At 69.6% G+C, this 21,053-nt stretch carries 21 protein-coding genes; 19 read left to right on the forward strand and 2 right to left on the reverse strand.

Annotation, left to right across the window (positions count from 1 at the left end):
* The first annotated feature begins 1 nt into the window (after position 1).
* The 6 genes from thrB (at position 2) to ACX80P_RS00410 (ending at position 7,345) form a co-directional block, all read left to right on the forward strand.
* A complete protein-coding gene (gene thrB, locus ACX80P_RS00385; protein WP_459276053.1) occupies positions 2 to 991 on the forward strand; it encodes a homoserine kinase in 990 nt (329 codons plus the stop codon).
* A gap of 316 nt (positions 992 to 1,307) precedes the next feature.
* On the forward strand, positions 1,308 to 3,521 hold the full coding sequence (gene rho / locus ACX80P_RS00390) for a transcription termination factor Rho (RefSeq protein ID WP_459276054.1): 2,214 nt from the start codon (positions 1,308 to 1,310) through the stop codon (positions 3,519 to 3,521).
* Positions 3,522 to 3,704: 183 nt separating this feature from the next.
* Positions 3,705 to 4,784 carry a peptide chain release factor 1 gene (gene prfA, locus ACX80P_RS00395; protein WP_459276055.1) on the forward strand — a complete coding sequence of 360 codons (1,080 nt, stop codon included), beginning with the start codon at positions 3,705 to 3,707 and terminating at the stop codon, positions 4,782 to 4,784.
* Positions 4,785 to 4,786: 2 nt separating this feature from the next.
* On the forward strand, positions 4,787 to 5,653 hold the full coding sequence (gene prmC / locus ACX80P_RS00400) for a peptide chain release factor N(5)-glutamine methyltransferase (protein WP_459276056.1): 867 nt from the start codon (positions 4,787 to 4,789) through the stop codon (positions 5,651 to 5,653).
* Positions 5,650 to 6,594, forward strand: coding sequence for a glycosyltransferase (locus ACX80P_RS00405; protein WP_459276057.1), 945 nt, complete (start codon positions 5,650 to 5,652; stop codon positions 6,592 to 6,594). The genes prmC and ACX80P_RS00405 overlap by 4 nt, the downstream gene beginning before the upstream one ends.
* Before the next feature lie 58 nt (positions 6,595 to 6,652).
* Entirely contained in the window at positions 6,653 to 7,345 is a 693-nt protein-coding gene (locus tag ACX80P_RS00410; RefSeq protein ID WP_459276058.1) for an L-threonylcarbamoyladenylate synthase, read from the forward strand.
* Between the two features lie 14 nt (positions 7,346 to 7,359).
* Here the strand turns inward: ACX80P_RS00410 and ACX80P_RS00415 are convergent, their stop codons facing one another.
* Together ACX80P_RS00415 and ACX80P_RS00420 are read right to left on the reverse strand one after the other, a co-directional pair.
* Entirely contained in the window at positions 7,360 to 8,310 is a 951-nt protein-coding gene (locus tag ACX80P_RS00415) for an NAD-dependent epimerase/dehydratase family protein (RefSeq protein ID WP_459276059.1), read from the reverse strand.
* Positions 8,307 to 9,284 carry a glycosyltransferase gene (locus ACX80P_RS00420; protein WP_459276060.1) on the reverse strand — a complete coding sequence of 326 codons (978 nt, stop codon included), beginning with the start codon at positions 9,282 to 9,284 and terminating at the stop codon, positions 8,307 to 8,309. Before ACX80P_RS00420 ends, ACX80P_RS00415 begins: the two co-directional genes overlap by 4 nt.
* Positions 9,285 to 9,482: 198 nt before the next feature.
* Here ACX80P_RS00420 and ACX80P_RS00425 point away from each other — a divergent pair, with 198 nt between their 5' ends.
* The 13 genes from ACX80P_RS00425 (at position 9,483) to ACX80P_RS00485 (ending at position 21,040) form a co-directional block, all read left to right on the forward strand.
* The gene (locus tag ACX80P_RS00425) at positions 9,483 to 11,423 is read left to right on the forward strand and encodes a polysaccharide biosynthesis protein (RefSeq protein ID WP_459276061.1); all 1,941 of its coding nucleotides are present in this window, start codon (positions 9,483 to 9,485) and stop codon (positions 11,421 to 11,423) included.
* Positions 11,420 to 12,442 carry an MraY family glycosyltransferase gene (locus ACX80P_RS00430; RefSeq protein WP_459276063.1) on the forward strand — a complete coding sequence of 341 codons (1,023 nt, stop codon included), beginning with the start codon at positions 11,420 to 11,422 and terminating at the stop codon, positions 12,440 to 12,442. Before ACX80P_RS00425 ends, ACX80P_RS00430 begins: the two co-directional genes overlap by 4 nt.
* Positions 12,443 to 12,590: 148 nt before the next feature.
* Positions 12,591 to 13,100 (forward strand): Cg1360 family ATP-synthase-associated protein, encoded by a 510-nt coding sequence (locus ACX80P_RS00435; protein ID WP_459276064.1) that lies wholly within the window; start codon positions 12,591 to 12,593, stop codon positions 13,098 to 13,100.
* A gap of 1 nt (position 13,101) precedes the next feature.
* Positions 13,102 to 13,419 carry a hypothetical protein gene (locus ACX80P_RS00440; protein ID WP_459276065.1) on the forward strand — a complete coding sequence of 106 codons (318 nt, stop codon included), beginning with the start codon at positions 13,102 to 13,104 and terminating at the stop codon, positions 13,417 to 13,419.
* Between the two features lie 85 nt (positions 13,420 to 13,504).
* Positions 13,505 to 14,326, forward strand: coding sequence for a F0F1 ATP synthase subunit A (atpB, locus tag ACX80P_RS00445; protein WP_459276066.1), 822 nt, complete (start codon positions 13,505 to 13,507; stop codon positions 14,324 to 14,326).
* A 75-nt stretch (positions 14,327 to 14,401) separates the two neighbouring features.
* Complete coding sequence (locus ACX80P_RS00450) at positions 14,402 to 14,617, forward strand: ATP synthase F0 subunit c (RefSeq protein ID WP_019481292.1); 216 nt, start codon at positions 14,402 to 14,404, stop codon at positions 14,615 to 14,617.
* Between the two features lie 50 nt (positions 14,618 to 14,667).
* On the forward strand, positions 14,668 to 15,222 hold the full coding sequence (locus ACX80P_RS00455; RefSeq protein WP_459276067.1) for a F0F1 ATP synthase subunit B: 555 nt from the start codon (positions 14,668 to 14,670) through the stop codon (positions 15,220 to 15,222).
* The gene (locus ACX80P_RS00460; protein WP_459276068.1) at positions 15,222 to 16,034 is read left to right on the forward strand and encodes a F0F1 ATP synthase subunit delta; all 813 of its coding nucleotides are present in this window, start codon (positions 15,222 to 15,224) and stop codon (positions 16,032 to 16,034) included. Before ACX80P_RS00455 ends, ACX80P_RS00460 begins: the two co-directional genes overlap by 1 nt.
* A gap of 99 nt (positions 16,035 to 16,133) precedes the next feature.
* Positions 16,134 to 17,768 (forward strand): F0F1 ATP synthase subunit alpha, encoded by a 1,635-nt coding sequence (gene atpA / locus ACX80P_RS00465; protein ID WP_459276069.1) that lies wholly within the window; start codon positions 16,134 to 16,136, stop codon positions 17,766 to 17,768.
* A gap of 92 nt (positions 17,769 to 17,860) precedes the next feature.
* Positions 17,861 to 18,754 carry a F0F1 ATP synthase subunit gamma gene (locus ACX80P_RS00470; protein WP_459276070.1) on the forward strand — a complete coding sequence of 298 codons (894 nt, stop codon included), beginning with the start codon at positions 17,861 to 17,863 and terminating at the stop codon, positions 18,752 to 18,754.
* Positions 18,755 to 18,838: 84 nt separating this feature from the next.
* A complete protein-coding gene (gene atpD, locus ACX80P_RS00475; RefSeq protein WP_459276071.1) occupies positions 18,839 to 20,302 on the forward strand; it encodes a F0F1 ATP synthase subunit beta in 1,464 nt (487 codons plus the stop codon).
* A gap of 5 nt (positions 20,303 to 20,307) precedes the next feature.
* Positions 20,308 to 20,601 (forward strand): F0F1 ATP synthase subunit epsilon, encoded by a 294-nt coding sequence (locus ACX80P_RS00480; protein WP_459276072.1) that lies wholly within the window; start codon positions 20,308 to 20,310, stop codon positions 20,599 to 20,601.
* 7 nt (positions 20,602 to 20,608) lie between these two features.
* Positions 20,609 to 21,040, forward strand: coding sequence for a DUF2550 domain-containing protein (locus tag ACX80P_RS00485; RefSeq protein WP_459276073.1), 432 nt, complete (start codon positions 20,609 to 20,611; stop codon positions 21,038 to 21,040).
* Positions 21,041 to 21,053: the final 13 nt, after the last annotated feature.

Consider the following 21,053-nt stretch of genomic DNA (forward strand, 5'->3'; position numbering starts at 1 on the left):
CGTGTCGGGCCTGCACACCGCACTCCTGCCGGAGGACCTGCTCGAGCTCCCGGCCGTCGACGTCGACCAGGACGTCGAGGTCCGGGTGCCCGCCACGAGCGCCAACCTGGGACCGGGCTTCGATTCCCTGGGGCTGGCCCTCTCGCTCCACGACACCGTGCGGGTCCGCACCACGACGTCGGGCACGACGACGGTGCGTCCCACGGGGGAGGGTGCCGGCGACCTGCCGCTCGACGAGCGCCATCTGGTGGCACGCTCCCTCATCAGCACCCTGCACCGCGCGGGACGCCGTGCGCCGGGGCTCGAACTCGACACCGTGAACGTGATCCCGCACGGCAGGGGGCTGGGCTCCTCCGCGTCCGCGATCGTCGCCGGAGTGCTCGCGGGCAATGCGCTGCTGCCGGCGGCCGAGCGCATGGACGCCGCACACCTGCTGCAGTGGGCGGCCTCGATCGAGGGACACCCGGACAACGTGGCCCCCGCCCTCATGGGTGCCCTCGCCATCTCCTGGGAGAGCGGCCGCGTGTTCCACAGCACGCGCGTCGAGGTGCACCCCGACGTGATCCCCGTCCTCGCCGTCCCCGACCTCGCGCTGTCCACGGAGAGCGCCCGGGCACTGCTGCCCGCGTCGGTGCCCCACGCCGGTGCCGCCGCCAACGCGGGGCGGGCAGCGCTCGTCGTGCACGCGCTCGGCACCGATCCGTCCCTGCTGTTCCCCGCCACCCAGGATTCGATCCACCAGGACTACCGCGCGCCGGCCATGCTGCCGAGCGCCACCCTGATGCGGGCACTGCGCGCCGCCGGATTCGCCAGCACCATCTCCGGGGCCGGTCCCAGCGTGCTGACCCTCGCCGCGGGAGAGGCCGATGCCGACGCCGCCGAGGACGCGCTCCGCCGCCTGATCGACGCGGGCGACACGCCGGGGGCCTGGCGTGTCCTCCGGCTGGCAGTAGAGCGGGAAGGTGCTAAAATGAGAGGGCACCAGGGGTAGCGAGGCGTTCACGCCGACCTACTGTGCTTCTCAAGAAGTACCGTGTGTTTCTGTTGAGCCGGCCGTCTTCTCTGGACCGCCGCAACACTGCAGGTCCCATCAGCAGCAGCACATCCTGAAGGTGTAGCCTCCGACCCCATCCCCGAGCGTACGGACACACCGTCCCGCGCGAGGACGGTCTCAGGCTCCCAGCACCACCAGGCCTGCCGGGTAACATCCGGTTCGGCTGATCCCCCGCCCGCTTCATATGCGGCACGGGGCAAACCACCGCGGACCACTGATCATGTGGCCGCCCGACGAGGGGGAAGGATCCTTCGTGACTGAAACCACCGACCTGTTACCAGGTGTGGCCACCCAAGACGCTGAAGCAACCGGCGCAACAACTTCCAAGAGCAGCGGTCTCGCAGGCCTGAAGCTCGCGCAACTGCAGGCGCTTGCCGGCCAGCTCGGCATCACCGGTGGATCGAGGATGCGCAAGAGCGACCTCGTGTCCGCGATCTCCGATCACCAGCGCGGGTCCGCGGTGGCCGATCGCCAGAAGGCTCCCAGTGTCCGCACCGAGCGCAGCGCCGACGCCGAGCGGCCCGCCGCAGCGGCCACCCAGGCCGTCGTCGAGGAGGACCGCGCCCAGGACGCGCCGGCCGCCCCGGCCGAGCGCCAGCCCCGCACCCGCAACCGCAACCGCCGGGCAGGCAGTGACGGCGTCGTCTCCGTCCCGGCAGCCGAGACCGCTCCTGCCGAGCAGGCCGAGGCACCGTCCCGCGACGGCGCGGAGGACAGCCAGGCCGCCGAGCAGCAGGACCGCGGGGACCGCGAGAACGGCGGCCGCAACCAGCGCAACCGCCGCAACCGCCGCGGCGAGGACCGCTCCGACGCCCAGAACGGTTCGCAGGGCGAGTCCCAGAACGGTTCGCAGGGCGAGTCCCCGAACGCCGGACAGGGCGAAAACCAGGCCGACGCCCAGTCCGGGCAGCAGGGCGACACCCGCGGCGAGCGACGCAGCCGCTCCCGCAACGGTCGCGACGACGACCGCGCGGGCAACGGCTCCAACCAGTCGAACGGCCAGTCCAACGGCCAGTCGGCCAATCAGTCGAACGGCCAGTCGGGCAACGGCTTCAGCAACCAGTCCGGCGGCCAGTCGGGCAATGACGGCCAGAACGACACCGGCCGCAACGGCAACGAGCGCAGCGACAACCGCGGCAACGGCGCCAACGACGACGAGGGTCGCGGACGCAACCGCCGCAACCGCGCGAACCGCAACGGGAGCAACGGTCCCGAGGACCGCTCCAGCCGCTTCCGTGACCGCAACGAGCGCAACGACCGCCGTCGGGGCCGGAACCAGAACCCCGAGGTCGACGACGTCGAGGTCACCGAGGATGACGTCCTCCTGCCCGTGGCGGGCATCCTCGACGTCCTCGAGAACTACGCCTTCGTGCGCACCTCCGGCTACCTGCCCGGCCCGAACGACGTCTACGTCTCGCTCGCCCAGGTCAAGAAGCACAACCTGCGCAAGGGCGACGCCGTCGTCGGCGCCATCCGCGCTCCCCGCGAGGGCGAGACGCAGGCCGCCGCCCGCCAGAAGTTCAACGCCCTGGTCCGCGTCACCTCGATCAACGGCAAGCCCGCCGAGGAGCTCAAGGACCGCGTCGAGTTCGCGAAGCTCGTGCCGCTCTACCCCTCGGACCGCCTGCGCCTCGAGACGGACCCGAAGAAGATCGGCCCCCGCGTGATCGACCTCGTGGCCCCGATCGGCAAGGGCCAGCGTGGCCTGATCGTCTCGCCGCCGAAGGCCGGCAAGACCCTCATCCTGCAGGCGATCGCGAACGCCATCACGATCAACAATCCTGAGGTCCACCTCATGATGGTCCTGGTGGACGAGCGTCCCGAAGAAGTCACGGACATGCAGCGCACGGTCAAGGGCGAGGTCATCGCCTCGACGTTCGACCGCCCCGCCGACGACCACACCACGGTCGCCGAACTCTCCATCGAGCGTGCCAAGCGCCTCGTGGAGATGGGCATGGACGTCGTCGTGCTCCTCGACTCCATGACCCGACTGGGCCGCGCGTACAACCTGGCCGCTCCGGCGTCGGGCCGTATCCTCTCCGGTGGCGTCGACTCGGCGGCGCTGTACCCGCCGAAGCGCTTCTTCGGTGCCGCACGGAACATCGAGAACGGCGGCTCGCTCACCATCCTGGCGACCGCCCTCGTGGAGACCGGGTCCAAGATGGACGAGGTCATCTTCGAGGAGTTCAAGGGCACCGGCAACATGGAACTCCGCCTCTCGCGGAACCTCGCCGACAAGCGCATCTTCCCCGCCGTCGACGTCAACGCCTCCGGCACGCGTCGCGAGGAGAACCTGCTCTCGCCCGACGAGGTCAAGATCATGTGGAAGCTGCGCCGCGTGCTGTCGGGTCTCGAGACCCAGCAGGCCCTGGAGCTGCTCACCAACAAGATCCGGGAGACGCAGTCCAACGTCGAGTTCCTGATGCAGGTCCAGAAGACCACGCTGGGCTCCAAGGACTCCGACTAGCGACGGACAGCCGTCCGGGATGAGCGGGCCGATTTCCGGCCGGCACGTCCCGGACGGCTGTGTCCGTTAACCGGCATCCTGCGTCGGGCCGGCGGAGATGACCGGGCGGAGCCCCGCATCGTGGTCGTTTCCGCCGTCCCGGCCTTCGTAGACTGGCTGCACAAGCCGAAAGAGGTACATCCGATGTTTGAGTCCATCCAGGGACTGCTCGACGAACACTCCGAGCTGCAGGACCAGCTCGCCGACCCGGCCGTCCACACGGACCAGGCGCTTGCCCGCAGGCTCGGCCGCCGGTACGCGGAGCTGGGGCGCATCGTCGACGCCCACCACCGGTGGAGCGCGCTCGAGGACGACCTCGAGGCGGCCCGAGGGATGGCTTCCGAGGATCCCGAGTTCGCGGCCGAGGTGCCCGTCCTCGAGGAGCAGCTCGCCACCGCGCAGGAGAAGCTGCGCCGGCTCCTGATCCCGCGCGACCCGAACGACAGCCGCAACGTCATCATCGAGGTCAAGGGCGGCGAGGGCGGCGACGAGGCGGCCCTGTTCGCCGGCGACCTGCTGCGCATGTACACCCGCTACGCGGAGTCCCGCGGCTGGAAGACGGAGCTCATCTCCGCCAACGAATCCGACCTCGGCGGCTACAAGGACGTGCAGATGGCCATCAAGGGGTCCTCGAACGATCCCGCCGAAGGTGTCTACGCACGGCTCAAGTTCGAGGGCGGGGTGCACCGCGTCCAGCGGGTGCCCGTCACCGAGTCGCAGGGCCGCATCCACACGTCGGCCGCCGGCGTGCTCGTGCTCCCCGAGGTCGACGAGCCCGAAGAGGTCGAGATCAGCCAGAACGACCTCAAGATCGACGTGTACCGCTCCTCGGGGCCCGGCGGGCAGTCCGTCAACACGACCGACTCCGCCGTCCGCATCACGCACCTGCCCACGGGCATCGTCGTCGCCATGCAGAACGAGAAGTCCCAGCTGCAGAACCGCGAGGCCGCGATGCGCGTGCTCCGCTCCCGCATCCTCGCCCACGAGCAGGAGAAGATCGACGCGGCGAACTCGGACATCCGGAAGTCGCAGATCCGTACGATGGACCGCTCCGAGCGGATCCGCACGTACAACTACCCGGAGAACCGGGTCGCCGACCACCGGACCGGCTACAAGGCCTACAACCTCGACGCCGTCATGAACGGCGACCTCGAGCCGGTGGTGCAGTCCGCCATCGAGATGGACGAGCAGGCCCGCCTGGACGCCATCGGCGCGGACGAGTAGCCGTGGAGGAAGCCCTGCGGGCCGCCGAACGGCAGCTCCGGGCGGCGGGTGTCCCCAGCCCGCGGGTCGACGCCGAGCTGCTGGCAGCGCACCTGCTCGGGGTCTCCCGCGGCCGGGTACGCGCGCTGGCGCTGACCGGGGCCGCCGTCCCCGAGGGATTCGAGGCCCTCGTCGACGAGCGCGCCCGGCGCGTGCCGCTCCAGCACCTGACCGGCGTGGCGTACTTCCGTCGCATCGAACTGGCGGTGGGCCCCGGCGTCTTCGTGCCGCGGCCCGAGACCGAGACGGTCGCGCAGCTCGTCATCGACCGCGCCGAGGGGCTCGTCGCACCGAGGATCGTGGACCTCGGCACCGGGTCGGGGGCGATCGCCGCGGCCGTCGCGGACGAGGTGCCCGGGGCCGAGGTGCATGCCGTCGAGCTCAGCGACCTCGCGCTGGCCTGGGCGGAGCCCAACCTCGCGCGCTTCGGCGTGCACCTCGTGCAGGGCGACCTCGCCACGGCGCTCCCGGAGCAGGACGGAACCTTCGACATCGTGGTCTCCAACCCGCCCTACATCCCCGCCGGCGCCGTCCCCAACGAACCCGAGGTCGCGGAGCACGACCCGCGGATGGCGCTCTACGGCGGGGGAGCGGACGGCATGGTGCTGCCCCGGGCCGCCGCCGGCTCGGCGGCCCGCCTCCTGCGGCCCGGCGGGTACTTCGTCATGGAGCACGCGGAGGTGCAGGCACCGTGGGTCGCCGCCTTCCTCGAGCAGACCGGCGACTGGACCGCGGTCACCACGCACCAGGATCTCGGCGGCCGCGACCGTGCCACGAGCGCCGTGCTGACCGGCCGTACCACCGACACCCCCCGAGAGGCACACCGATGACGGATCACACCCCACCCGGCGGGTCCGCTACCGCCCCGCAGCTCGCCACGGTCGCCGTCGCCGCGGTCACCTACGACCGGCACGAGGAGCTGGCACAGCTCCTGCGCTCCCTCGCCGCACAGACCACACCGATCCGCACCGTGGCCCTCGTGGACTCGGGGACCAAGCCCGCGACCGACGTCGTCGACGCCGCCACAGCGGCCGGAGGCGCCATCCACTACCTCCGCTCCGAGGCCAACCTGGGCGGGGCCGGCGGCTTCGCCTTCGCCATCCTCGCGGCCATCGCCAGCGGGGCCGAATGGATCTGGCTCATGGACGACGACGGCCACCCCGAGGACGAGCGGTGCCTCGCCGGGCTGCTGGAGGCCGCGCACGAGCACGGACTCGACATCGTGAGCCCGCTCGTCGCCGCGACCTCGGATCCGTCGCGGCTGTCCTTCAACTTCCGCATCAACGGGCTGCTGACGAACGACCGCGCGACCCTCGAACCCATGGGCTACCTGCCCGGTATGGTGCACTTCTTCAACGGCGCGCTGATCCGCGCGGACGTGTTCTCGAAGATCGGCCTGCCGGACATGAAGTACTTCATCCGCGGTGACGAGGTGGACTTCCTGGCGCGCGTGCGGAAGGCCGGCCTGACGTACGGGACGCTCGCGACCGTCGCCGTCCGGCATCCGGCCACCTGGTCGGAGATGAAGCCGATCTTCGGCGGCTTCATCACCCCGGTCATCCCCGACGGCGACTTCAAGCGGTTCTCCTACTTCCGCAACCGTGCGTACAACGCGCGCAAGTACCGCAACCTGCGGTGGTTCGGAGCGGACATCGTCGGCTTCCCCTACTACTTCATCACGCAGCGCGACCTCCGGGGCCTGCGGGCCTGGTTCGCCGCCTACTCCGCGGGGCTCCGCGGCACGGGCTTCGGCCCGCCGCCGTCTCCCTGACGGGCCGGCGCTCCGACCCGATGTGCGCCGCCACCGGTAGCAGTGGAAGGATGATCGGGTGACAACGAGCTACGACTGTTCCGATCCCACCCAGCGAAGCGAAGGGCTGGCGGCCGCCCAGCGCGCGGTCTCCCTCAAGCAGTGCGTCGTCCTGCCGACCGACACCGTCTACGGCATCGGCGCGGACGCCTTCTCGCCGCAGGCCGTGGCCACCCTGCTCGCCTCCAAGGGGCGCGGGCGGAACATGCCGCCGCCCGTCCTCATCCCGCGGATCCAGACCCTCGACGGACTGGCAACCGACGTCCACCCTGACGCCCGCCGCCTGGCCGAGGCGTTCTGGCCCGGTGGCCTGACCCTCATCTGCCACGCCCAGCCGTCTCTCACCTGGGACCTCGGCGACACCCTCGGCACCGTGGCGCTCCGCATGCCCGACGACGACGTCGCCCTCGGGTTGCTGACGCTCACGGGCCCGCTCGCGGTGTCCTCCGCGAACAGGACGGGACGGCCGGCCGCGACGACGGCGGCGGAGGCCGCCGAGCAGCTCGCCGAGTCCGTGGCCGTCTACCTCGACGCCGGGCCCCGGGCCGACGCCGGAGGCACAGGGTCCACCATCGTGGACACGACGGGGGAGACGCTGCGCGTCGTACGGCAGGGCACCCTGACCCTCGAGACGCTCCGCGAGGTGGTGCCCGACCTCGTGGACATCGACGGCGGGACACAGGACGCCGCAGAAGCAGACGCCGCGCAGTAGGTCCCCGGTCCCCGTCAGGCGCCGTCGGACCCCGGTGCGGCGCCGCCCGCCCCGGCGAGGACCTCGCGGACCCTGGCCGCCGGTGCAAGGCCGTGCTCGACGGCCCAGCCGGGCACCTGGTCCTGGCCGAACCACATGAGCTCCACGCGGCGTACATGGCCGTCGAGGCGCCCGCGCACCAGCGAGGACAGCAGGTAGCCGCTCCGAACGGCGGCCCGGCAGAGCGGGGCCGGCAGGGTCCGCGGGTGTCCGCCCGCGGCTTCGAGGACGGTGCGCGCCGTGAGTCCTTCCCAGGGCTGCAGCACCCGCCCCGGAAGGGACCCGGCGTGGGTGCCGAGGGCCAGCACCAGTTCGGCGAGCGTATCCACCGATGTGACGGGCGATCGTGCGTCGCCCGGCGAGGCCACGGACGCGAGCGGCGAGCGGGCGAGACGCGCCAGCGCCGCCGTCGTCGGACGTCCCTCGCCCTGCACCGACGTCGCCCGCACCGTCACGACGGACAGGGACGGCTCCCGCGCCGCCGCCAGGGCCAGGGCCTGCTCGCCGAGCGCCTTGCTCCGCGAATAGGCCGAGAACGGACGCACCGCCCCGGTCTCGTCGAGCAGCGGCGTCCGGCCCTGCACGGCCGCGCTGCTGAGCTGGACGAGGCGCCGCGCTCCGGCCGCGGCCGCGGCACGCGCGACGACGGCGGGCAGCAGGGCGTTCGCGCCGAGCAGGTCCTCGCTGTCCGTGGCGGACGGCGTGGCGAGTCCGGCCGCGTTCACGACGACGTCGTACCCGGCGAGCCCGGCCTCCAGTGCCGCGGTGTCCGCGGCGTCCGCGGCGTCGAGGAGTGCCTCCGGTGTGTCCGCTGCGGTCACGAGCCGGGGTGCGGGCAGGGCCTGGGCGTCGATAGCCGCCGCATGGAGCACCCGCAGGACCGCGGAGCCGACGAAGCCGGAGCCGCCGAGGACCAGCCAGCTCATCGGGACCCGCCCGTCCGCCCGACGGGATCGCGCAGGGGCGGCTCGGGCTGCCAGTCGGGGTCGTGGAGGATCACGCGGGCGGCCCTCCACCCCCGCCACACCTGCGACGCACCGGAGACCGACCGCTCGACGGCGACGAGGCGGACGAGTTCCTTCCCGGCGGACAGCAGCGTGCCGAGGCCGAAACCCAGGCGGTGGTAGCGGCCGTGCGCCTGCAGGTACCGAGCCAGGTGCCCGCGGTTGCGCATGCCGCAGAACCGCGACAGGTCGCTCGATTCGTTGAGGTGCCGGACACCGAGGTCCATCTGCCGTTGCGCGCGCGTCTTGCGGAGGACGAAGGCGTCGACGTACGCCACGGGGTAGCGCTGCGAGACGAGCCACCCGTACGTGAGATCGTCCCCGTTGAGGAAGAACCGGGCGTCGGGCAGGCCGATCTCGCGGACGACGCCGGCCGAGACCAGCATGCCCTCGAAGCAGGCGACATTGGTGTGGAAGACCGGAGAGGTCGCGAAGACGTCGCCCCGGACCGGGAGATGGACGCCGGTGAACTCGTCGAGGATGTGCTGCCAGAAGAACGGCCGGCCCGCGGCGTCGTACCGGCGACCGTGGATGCACGAGTACCGGGTCATCCAGGGCGCGAAGGAAGCGAGGGCGTCGGGGAGGACGACGACGTCGTCGTCCATCAGCCACAGCCAGTCCGCCCCTTCGTCGAGCGCGCGCGCGACGCCGGCCGCGAAACCGCCCGAGCCCCCCATGTTCCGCGGCGGGCGCTCCACGAGGACGGGCATGGGGAGGTGGATGTCGGCGAGGACGTCGGCGGTGGCGTCGGTACTGGCATTGTCGACGACGACGACGCCCGCCGGTGCAGGGTCGAGGGTCGCGATCGAGTCGAGGAGCCCCCGCAGGAGCGCTGCCCGGTTGAACGTCGTGATCACGAGGAATACGCGGGGCGAGCCGGCGTCGGGGACGTGCAACCTGGTCCTTCCGGGCCGCGCCAACGCAGTGCGCAACAGGCCTGGCACAGGCGGGGCAGTTAGTATTCTGGGGTAGGAGCAGTCTATTACACCGTGTTCCAGCCCCGGCGGAACGCGTCCCGGCACCACGGGTGCGGACCTCCCCGGGCGCAGCACGTCCGGTGCGCGGTGGACGCCTACACGACACCGTTAGGAATCATGGGACTCAACGAAGGCCGGGCCTCCGCCCGGACACGCGGCTCGACGGCCGTGGCCTCCTCCGGCGACAAGCCGGCGATCTGGCTGTGGTCGCAGTACCTGCTCGACGCCGTGGCCTGGATCGTGGCCATCCTCCTCGCGCTGATCCTCCGCTACGAGCTCCTCGTCAAGGAGATCAACGTCCCCGGCATCGCCGCGTTCTGCGCGGTGGCCGTCATCGCCCAGCTGGCCGTGGGGCTCAGCTTCGCGCTGTACCGGGGAAGGTACAGCTTCGGGAGCTTCCATGAGGCGAGGCTGCTCGTCATCGTCGCGGTACTCGTCGCCGTCATCCTCGTGCTCGTCAGCGTCGCGTTCTTCACCGTCATCGAGGTCCCGCGCAGCATCGGGATCATCGCCTTCCCCTTCGCCTGCATGTTCCTGGCCGCGACCCGTTACCTCAAGCGCATGTACGTGGAGAGCAAGGCGAAGCCCGGCGAGGACGCGCAGCGCACGCTGATCTACGGGGCGGGGTTCCTCGGCAACTCGCTCGTGGGCCGCATGATGCAGGACCCGGGATCGCCCTATTTCCCCGTGGGGCTGATCGACGACGATCCGGCCAAGAAGCACCTGCGGCTCTCCACCGTGCCGGTCCTCGGGCGGATCGACGACCTGCGGGACGTCGCGACGAGGACACAGGCCTCCGTCCTGGTCATGGCGTTCTCGGAGATCGAGGCAGCACAGGTGCGCCGCGTCTCCGACCTCGTGGCGGGTCTCGGCATCAAGGTGCTCGTCCTCCCGCCGCTGCGGGACATGCTGGGTGCGTCCGGAGCGGGGATGGCGGACTTCCGCGAGGTCGCCGTCGAGGACCTCATCGGGCGTCGCCCCGTGGACATCCACCCCGACGAGGTCGCCGGGTACGTCACCGGCCGACGCGTCCTGGTCACCGGGGCCGGCGGGTCCATCGGCTCGGAACTGTGCCGCCAGCTCGCGACCTTCGCCCCGGCGGAGCTCATCATGCTCGACCGCGACGAGACGGGCCTCCAGTCCACGCAGATCTCCCTCACAGGTCGCGGCCTGCTCACCGGACGCGACACCGTCCTCGCCGACATCCGCGACGCCGATGCGGTCCTGGACATCTTCGAGGACCGCAAGCCGGAGGTCGTCTTCCACGCGGCCGCCCTCAAGCACGTGTCGCTGCTCGAGCAGTACCCGGAGGAGGCCTGGAAGACCAACGTCCAGGGTTCACTGAACGTCCTCCGGGCCTCCGCGGCCGTCGGCGTCACCAACTTCGTCAACATCTCCACGGACAAGGCGGCGGACCCGACGAGCGTCCTCGGCCACTCCAAGCGCGTCGCCGAGAAGCTCACCTCCTGGCACGCGGAGCGCACGGGCCAGCGGTACGTGTCGGTGCGCTTCGGCAATGTGATCGGCAGCCGCGGCTCCATGCTCCCGCTGTTCACCGAGCAGATCCGCAACGGCGGTCCGATCACCGTGACCGACCCCGAGGTGACGCGCTTCTTCATGACCATCCCGGAGGCCTGCCAGCTCGTCGTCCAGGCGGGAGCGATCGGCAGGGGAGGGGAGGTCCTCATCCTCGACATGGGCGAGGCCGTGAAGATCCTCGACGTCGCCCAGCGCATGATCGCGATGTCCGGCAAGGACATCGACATCGTCTTCACGGGCCTGAGGCCCGGCGAGAAGATGCACGAGGACCTGATCGGGGTCGGCGAGAACGACTCCCGTCCCCTCCACCCGAAGATCTCGCACACCTCGGTGGCACCGCTGGATCCCGGACGGCTGAGCCTCCGGCGCTGGAAGAACGAGGGCGGCTTCGGGCAGGCACAGCTCGGCGCCCTCACGGGAGGGTCCGTGGACCGGACGGACACCGCGGACCAGGCGCACACCGGGGACGCGGCGCACGCCGCGCCGTCGACCGCGAGTACTGCAGGGCCGACGTCGTGACCGCGCAGCTGGTGGCCGTGGGGCTCCTCGCACTGGGCCTGTCCCTCGCGCTGCCCGTCGTCGTGAAGCCGCTGCTGAAGCGGTGGGGCGTGGTCGACATCCCCAACAGCCGCTCATCCCACACCACGGTCGTGATCCGGGGGATGGGGATGGCGGTCGCCGCGGCGATCCTCGTCGCTCTCGGCACCTCCCTGGCGCTCGGCCTCGTCGCCGTCGACCGCTCCCTCATCGCCGTGGTCATCGGCATGGTGGGCGCCGCCGCGACCCTCGGCTGGATCGAGGACTTCCGCGGGCTGTCCATCAGGGTCCGGGCCTCGGCCCAGCTGCTGATCGGCGTGATCGGCACGGCCGTCCTCGCGACGACGATCGAGGACAGCAGCTACTGGTGGGTGCCCGTCGGGGCGGTCGCCGTGGCGACGTACATCAACGCCGCCAACTTCATGGACGGCATCAACGGGATCTCGGGCATGCACGGGGTGGTCGTCGGCCTGTTCTACTCGTGGGCCGGCGTCCTCGGCGACCAGTGGTGGCTCACGGTCGCCGGGCTCGTGGTCGCAGCCGCGTTCGCGGGCTTCCTGCCCTGGAACCTCGGCCGGGGCTTCGTGTTCCTGGGCGATGTCGGCAGTTACCTGCTCGGGGCATCGATCGCGGCCATGGCCGTCACCGGGCTGCTCGCCGGCGTCTACCTCGAGTACCTCCTCTCGCCGGTGCTCATCTACCTGGCGGACACGTTCACCACGTTCCTGCGCCGGGCCCGGCGCGGGGAGCGGCTCTACGCCGCGCACCGCCAGCACGTGTACCAGCGGCTCACCGACACGGGGCTCACCCATGTCCAGGTGGCACTGTTCGTCAGCGTCCTCTCGGCGCTCACCGGGGCCGCCGGCTTCGTGCTCGCGACCGCCCCCGCACCGCTCGCGGTGTCCGCCTCGCTGTTCGCCGCGGCGGTCGTCGCGCTGTACCTCTACTCACCGCGGATCTTCCGCGCTCTCGCCCGCCGCCGTGTGGCCGCCGACGCCTGACCCGGGGCGCCGTCCCCGCCGTGGGGTAGAATTTCAGGCGCCGGGCGCGGTGACCTGAGGTCCCGCCTGTCCGGCTCCCGTCCCCCCGACGCCGTCGAGCGGGGACCAGCAGGGCGCCGCCCGGCGCAGCCGACAGAGCGGACAGCACGTGCCACGACCGGAGCAGCCGGCCACAGGAGCCGACGACCCGACGCTCCCGCCGGCGTCGGAACCCACGGCGGGCCCCTGGCTGCGCATCCTCGCCCGCAGTGCCGCCGGGGGAGCGGCCACGGCGGTCCTGCTCGCAGGCGTCGCGGTGTCCGTGGCGTCGCCCGCCGCCGCCCTGAGCGTCCTGTTCGGTGCCGCCCTCGTCATGGTGTTCTTCGGCATCAGCCTGCTGATCGGCCACTTCACCGGCCGGACCAACCCCTCCGGCGCCCTCGGACTCTTCGCCGTCACCTACGCGATCAAGGTCGTCGGGTTCGCCGCCGTCCTGTTCCTGCTCGGCACCCCGGGCTGGCTCGACCGGACCTGGTTCTTCTGGGGCGCCCTTGCCACCGTGATCGTGTGGCAGGTCGCCGAGGTGATCGCGTTCTCGCGCATCCGCACCCCCCTCTACGACGACGAGCCCGTCGTCGGCGCAACCGACCCCGCGGTCCGCCGCCCGGAAGGCCCCTGACATGGCCGGCATCCCCCCACGCCCCGACGGCCCGTCCGGCGAGCCCCCGGCACCGGGCGAGGCACGCTATTCGAACGGCGGTTACAACGCCGGGATCGCGGTCTTCAGCTACATCGTTGGCGGGATCGCAGTGTGGAGTTTGATAGGCTGGGGGCTGGATAATCTCCTCGACACCCACTGGTTGGTGCTGGCGGGAGCGTTCGTAGGTGCAGCAGGGGGTTTCTATCTCTCCCACATGCACAACCTCACCCGGAACCACACACCGAGTCCGCAGCGCGGATCCCGGTCGACGTCCGGTGCCGAGGATGAACCCGAGTGAATCCCCATAACTTCATGAGTCGGACCAGTCACGCTGCGGCCGAACAGATCTTGCCCAACGATGGACACAGCAGAGAGGAAACGCGTTGATCGCGCTTGCGCTCCCGGCCGCAACTACCGAAGAGGGATTCGTAGCCCCGACGATCGAGGACACCCACTACCGGGACATCCTCCCCTGGGGTGACCCCTACGGCGTCTGGTTCGACCCCGGCTTCGGCAAGCAGATGCTCATGGTCATCCTGTCCGTGATCCTCATCGCCGCCTTCTTCCTGGTGGCGTCCCGACGCCGGCAGCTCGTCCCCGGCAAGGTGCAGTTCCTCGGCGAGTCCGCCTACGGCTTCGTCCGCAACTCCATCGGCAAGGACATCATCGGTGGCCGGGACTTCATCAAGTACGTCCCCTGGCTCTTCACCGCCTTCTTCTTCGTGCTGGTGAACAACATCTTCGGGGCCATCCCGTTCCTGCAGCTTCCCAGCTTCTCGCACCCCGGCAGCGCCTACGCCATCGCGGCGATCTTCTACCTCCTGTGGGTCGGCATCGGCATCCAGAAGCACGGCCTGCGCTACTTCAAGCTGGCCGTCGTCCCCTCGGGCGTTCCCTGGTACATCCTGCCGATCGTCGTGCCGATCGAGATCATCTCGAACTTCATCGTCCGTCCGGTCACCCACTCGCTGCGACTCTTCGCGACGATGCTCGCCGGTCACCTGATCGTGACCCTCGCCGGATCCGCCATCGAGTACATGGTCATGACCGGCAACATCCTCCTGCAGGGCACCAGCGTGCTCGTCCTCGTCGGAGCCGTCGCCATGTACATGCTCGAGGCCCTGATCATGATCCTCCAGGCCTACGTCTTCACGCTGCTCGCCGCGATCTACATCGAAGGCGCACTGCACGCCGACGCCCACTGATTCACACACGTCTTCCCCGTCGGGGATGATCCCAAACAACCTGTCGCACCAAGGCGGCATCTTGAAAGGAACACAATGGAAGTACAGGGTAGCCTCAACCTCGTTGGATACGGTCTCTCCGCAATCGGCGGTGGTATCGGTGTCGGTCTCGTCTTCGCGGCCTACATCAATGGCGTAGCTCGCCAGCCTGAGGCACAGCGTGTCCTCCAGCCCATCGCCTTCCTCGGCCTGGCGCTGACCGAAGCCCTCGCGATCCTGGGCCTCGTCTTCGCCTTCGTCATCGGCGCCTGACAAGGCCGCCCTGACCGACCGAAGACAAGCTGAAGAAAGACGGGTGAAAAATGCTTAACGCAGCGATTATGGCGGCGGAGGAGGGCTCGAGCCCGCTCGCACCGAACTGGTGGGAGTTCCTCGTGACCCTCGTCGGGTTCGCCGTGCTGATGTTCATCGTCATCAAGTACGTCATGCCGGCATTCGAGAAGACGTTCGAAGAACGAACGGCAGCCATCGAGGGTGGCATCGCGAAGGCGGAAGCCGCCCAGGCGGAAGCCAACGCGGCGCTGGAGGAGTACAAGCAGCAGCTCGTGGATGCCCGCACGGAGGCCAACCGCATCCGTGAGGAAGCACGCGCCGAAGGCGCGCAGATCCTCGCGGACCTGAAGGAGAAGGCAGCCGCCGAGTCGGCGCGCATCTCCGAGCAGGCCCACGTGCAGATCGAGGCAGAGCGCCAGGCCGCCGTGGTCTCGCTCCGCGCGGAGGTCGGCACGCTCGCGACCGATCTCGCGAGCCGGATCGTCGGGGAGTCCCTCGCCGACGACGCCCGCTCGTCCCGCGTCATCGACCGGTTCCTCGCGGACCTCGAGACGTCCTCACAGAGCGCAGGTGCGGCGAAGTAATGGCAGGAGTATCGAGCCAGTCCCTGGCAACGGTCCGTGAAGGGCTGGAGTCCCGCCTGCAGGGCGCATCCCTGGGCCTCGCGGAGGAGCTGTTCGGTGTGCTGTCGATCCTCGACGGCAACGCCGGCCTGCGCCGTGCACTCACGGACCCGTCCCGGACCGGGCGGGACAAGGCGGTGCTGGTGGACCAGCTCATCGCCGGCCATGTCTCGTCCGATGCCGCCGCCGTGATCAGGGACCTCGTCACCGAGCGGTGGGCGAACGCCCGCGACATCGGGGACGCCCTGGAGACCCTCGCGGCGACCGTGGTCATCGCGGTGGCCGAGCAGGGCAGCGGCGTGGAGGGCCTGGACCGGCTCGAGAACGAGCTGTACTCCTTCACCCAGGTGGTCGCCTCGAACCACGCCCTGCAGAGGGCGCTCTCGGACGCGCAGGCCACCCCCGAGTCGAAGGTCGTCCTCGGCCTGAAGCTCGTGCCCCAGGCCGGACCCGCGGGCAGGCTCCTCATCAGCCAGGCCGTGCGTTCCCCGCGCGGCCTGAAGCCCGCCACCCTCGTCGAACGGTTCCTCGAACTGGTCGCAGCACGCCAGCAGCGCTGGATTGCCAACGTCAGCGTCACCCGTCCGCTGACGGCAAGCCAGCACGAGCGGCTGGAGTCCGGCCTGAACGCGATGTACGGCCGCGAGCTCAAGGTCAACGTCAAGGTAGACCCGGCACTGATCGGCGGAGTCCGCGTCAGTATCGGAGACGAGATGGTCGATTCGACCGTCGTCACGCGGCTGTCCGAACTGCGCCGCAAGCTGGCGGGATAGGGCGCTCGCGCCCCACCCGGCCCGCGCCACACCCACTGAATCACACACCGGTCGCCACGCATCCCATGGTGATCACAACACAGGAGAGCAGGGACTGAGATGGCCGAATTGACCATCAACGCCGAAGACGTCCGTAGTGCGTTGAACGACTTTGCGGCGTCCTACGAGCCCGGAAATGCGGAGCGCGTCGAAGTCGGCCGCGTGAGCACCGCCAGCGACGGCATTGCCCGTGTCGAGGGTCTTCCCTCCGTCATGGCCAATGAGCTGCTGCGGTTCGAGGACGGCACGCTCGGACTCGCCCAGAACCTCGACACCCGCGAAATCGGTGTCGTCGTGCTCGGTGACTACAACGGCATCGAAGAAGGCCAGGAAGTGCACCGCACGGGCGAGATCCTCTCGGTTCCCGTCGGTGACGCCTTCCTCGGCCGCGTCGTCGACCCCCTGGGCCAGCCGATCGACGACCTCGGCGAGATCGTCGCCGAAGGGCGCCGTGCACTCGAGACCCAGGCTCCTGGCGTCACGCAGCGCAAGTCGGTGCACGAGCCCATGCAGACCGGCCTCAAGGCCATCGACGCCATGATCCCGATCGGCCGTGGACAGCGCCAGCTGATCATCGGCGACCGCCAGACCGGCAAGACCGCGATCGCCGTGGACACGATCATCAACCAGAAGGCCAACTGGGCTTCCGGTGACGTGGACAAGCAGGTCCGCTGCATCTACGTCGCGATCGGCCAGAAGGCGTCGACCATCGCCGCCGTCCGCCAGACCCTCGAGGACAAGGGCGCCCTGGAGTACACGACGATCGTCGCGTCTCCCGCCTCCGACCCCGCAGGCTTCAAGTACCTCGCCCCCTACGCCGGTTCCGCCATCGGGCAGCACTGGATGTACGGCGGCAAGCACGTCCTCATCGTGTTCGACGATCTGTCGAAGCAGGCCGAGGCCTACCGTGCGGTCTCGCTCCTCCTGCGGCGCCCGCCGGGACGCGAGGCCTACCCGGGCGACGTCTTCTACCTGCACTCCCGTCTGCTGGAGCGTTGCGCGAAGCTCTCCGACGAGCTCGGCGCCGGGTCCATGACGGGCCTCCCGCTCGTCGAGACGAAGGCGAACGACGTCTCGGCGTACATCCCGACCAACGTCATCTCCATCACCGACGGCCAGATCTTCCTGCAGTCGGACCTCTTCAACGCCAACCAGCGCCCCGCGGTGGACGTCGGCGTGTCGGTGTCCCGCGTGGGCGGTGCCGCGCAGGTGAAGTCGATGAAGAAGGTCTCGGGCACGTTGAAGCTCGATCTCGCCCAGTACCGCGACATGCAGGCGTTCGCCATGTTCGCCTCGGACCTGGATGCGGCGTCCCGCCAGCAGCTGACCCGCGGTGCGCGCCTGATGGAACTGCTCAAGCAGGGCCAGTACTCGCCGATGCCGGTCGAGCAGCAGGTCGTGTCCATCTGGGCCGGTACCAACGGCTACCTCGACGACGTCCCGGTGGAGGACATCAACCGCTTCGAGACGGAGTTCCTGGAGCACCTCGGACACAAGTCGCAGGTCCTCACCACGCTGGCCCAGACGGGCAAGCTGGAGGATTCGACGGCCGAGGAGCTGCAGTCGCAGATCATCGGATTCAAGCAGGGCTTCTTCGGCGCCGGGGCGGACGGCTTCGGTGCAGGTCACGAGGAGTTCCAGGCGATCGACGCGGATTCGGTCGAGCAGGAAAAGATCGTTCGACAGAAGCGCTAGAGGATCTGCACGGCGGGAGGGGCGCAGCCCCTCCCGCCGTCAGGACCCTGGCCTGATCGCTTCCCGTAGCGGGGGCGAAGGAAAGGACAAGAATGGGAGCCCAGATCCGGGTCTACCGCCAGAAGATCGCCTCGACCACGTCGACGCGGAAGATCTTCAAGGCGATGGAGCTGATCGCGACTTCTCGCATCGGCAAGGCACGTTCGCGTGTCGCTGCGGCCCTGCCGTACGCCAACGCGATCACCCGCGCCGTTTCGGCCGTATCGTCGCAGTCTGAAATCGACCACCCGCTGACCACGGAGCACGGCGAGGTCCGTCGCGCCGCCGTCCTGGTGATGACCTCGGACCGCGGTCTCGCCGGGTCGTACTCGGCCAGCGCGCTCAAGCAGGCGGAGGGCCTCTTTGAGACGCTCCGCTCGGAGGGCAAGGAGATCCACGCCTTCCTGCTCGGCCGGAAGGCCCAGGTGTACTTCGACTTCCGCGGCCGCGACTACGAGAAGGTCTGGACGGGTTCCACCGACGCCCCCGAGTTCGACACGGCCCGCGAGGTCGGCAGGGAGCTCCTCGCCGCGTTCCTGAAGGACTACGAGGACGGCGGCGTGGACGAGATCCACGTCGTGTACACGAAGTTCCGTTCCATGGTCGTGCAGGAACCGGCGGTCATGCGGCTGCTCCCGCTCGAGGTCGTGGAGGAGGAAGTGCCGCAGGACGGTGACCTCCTGCCCCTGTACGAGTACGAGCCGGAGCCCGAGCAGGTCCTGGACGCCCTCCTGCCGCGGTACATCGAGTCGCGCATCTTCGCCGCCATGCTGCAGGCGGCAGCCAGCGAGCTCGCCGCACGCCAGCGGGCCATGAAGTCCGCGGGCGACAACGCGACGGAGCTGATCAAGAAGTATACGCGCCTGCGCAACACCGCCCGTCAGGCCGAGATCACGCAGGAGCTCTCGGAGATCGTGGCCGGCGCGGACGCGCTGAACGCCTCCTGACGCACCTCCCCATCCGGGCCCTCGAGGCGCCGGGTGCACAGCTAGACTTAGTTCCACGCCATCTACGTAAATGAAGTGAGAGAGATGACTGCCCAGACTGTTGAACACGGTACGGACTCAGTTGCCCCCGGCGCCACCGGCCGTATTGCACGTGTCATCGGCCCGGTTGTCGACGTCGAGTTCCCGGCCGACGCAATCCCCGCAATGTACAACGCCCTCACCACCGAGGTCACCCTCAACGGTGAGACCCGACTGATCACCTTCGAGGTCTCGCAGCACCTGGGCGACAACCTCGTCCGCGCCATCTCGCTGCAGGCCACCGACGGCCTCGTCCGCGGGACCGTGGTGCAGGACACCGGAACGGCGATCTCCGTACCCGTCGGCGACGGCGTCAAGGGCCACATCTTCAACGTCCTGGGCCAGCCGCTCGACGTCGACGAGTCCGCGCTGGAGATCACCGAGCGCTGGCCGATCCACCGCAAGCCCCCGGCCTTCGCCTCCCTCGAGGGCTCGACGGAGATGCTCGAGACCGGCATCAAGGTCATCGACCTCCTGACCCCCTACATCAAGGGTGGCAAGATCGGCCTGTTCGGTGGCGCCGGTGTCGGCAAGACCGTCCTCATCCAGGAGATGATCACGCGTGTCGCCCGGAACTTCGGTGGCACCTCGGTGTTCGCCGGCGTCGGCGAGCGTACGCGCGAGGGCAACGACCTCTGGGTCGAGATGGAGGAGGCGGGCGTCCTCAAGGACACCGCCCTCGTGTTCGGCCAGATGGACGAGCCGCCGGGAACGCGTCTCCGCGTGGCCCTCTCGGCCCTGACCATGGCCGAGTACTTCCGCGACGTGCAGAACCAGGACGTGCTGCTCTTCATCGACAACATCTTCCGGTTCACCCAGGCGGGCTCCGAGGTGTCGACCCTGCTGGGCCGCATGCCCTCCGCCGTGGGCTACCAGCCGAACCTCGCCGACGAGATGGGCCTCCTCCAGGAGCGCATCACGTCGACCAAGGGCCACTCGATCACGTCGATGCAGGCGATCTACGTGCCCGCCGACGACTACACCGACCCGGCCCCGGCGACCACGTTCGCGCACCTCGATGCGACCACCGAGCTCTCCCGCGAGATCGCGTCCCGTGGCCTCTACCCGGCCGTGGACCCGCTCGCCTCGACCTCGCGCATCCTGGACCCCCAGTACATCGGCCACGACCACTACAACACGGCCGTCCGCGTGAAGCAGATCCTCCAGAAGAACAAGGAACTGCAGGACATCATCGCGATCCTCGGCATCGACGAGCTCAGCGAGGAGGACAAGGTGATCGTGGCGCGTGCACGCCGCATCCAGCAGTTCCTCTCGCAGAACACCTACACCGCCAAGCAGTTCACCGGCGTCGAGGGTTCGACGGTCTCCATCAGGGACACCATCGAGGGCTTCTCGGCGATCTGCAACGGCGACCTCGACCACATCGCGGAGCAGGCGTTCTTCAACGTCGGCGGCCTCGACGACGTCGAGCGCCAGTGGGCCAAGATCCAAGAGCAGACCGGGAAGTAACGCCCATGGCATCACAGGGCGAACTCGAGGTCGAAGTTGTCGCGGCCGACCACTTCGTGTGGTCGGGCGCGGCACGCAAGGTCAACGCACGCACGGCGAACGGCCAGATCGGCATCCTTCCCGGCCATACCCCGATCCTCGCGATCCTCGAGGCGGGCGAGCTCTCCGTGGAGCCGGTCAGCGGCGAACGCCTCGTGGTCGGCGTGGACGGAGGCTTCTTCTCGGTCGACTCCAACCGCGTCGTGATCGTGGCGGACAACGCCAGGGTCGGCGGTTCGGTGAATCCGGAATCCGCCTAGGCCTCCCATGGAGGCACTGGGTGTGACGTTCATCTGCCTTGCGGTCGTCTTCGGCCTGCTCGTGCTCGTGATCGGAGCATTCCTCCTCCGCCGGTACCAGCTGAACCGTGCCCTCGGCACGTTCGACGCCTCCATCTGCCTCCCTCCCCAGGGATGGCGGGTGGGGGTTTGTCGTTATACGGAGAATCACCTGGAATGGCTCAGCCTCCTGTCGCTGAGCCCGATCCCGAAGTTCCGCTTCCTGCGCAGCTCCCTCGAGGTCGAGGGGTGGCGCGCGCCCACGGAAGCGGAGCGGGTGCGCATCCAGCCCGGCGCGATCATCGTCCATCTCGCGTACGAGGGCGAACCGTTCGACCTCGCCATGCGCTTCGACGTCTACGCCGGCCTCTCCTCCTGGATCGAGGCCGGTCCGGTCATCGGGATCGGGACCTGGCGCTGACGCCCTTCCGGCG

The sequence above is a fragment of the Arthrobacter arabinosi genome (assembly GCF_054511115.1).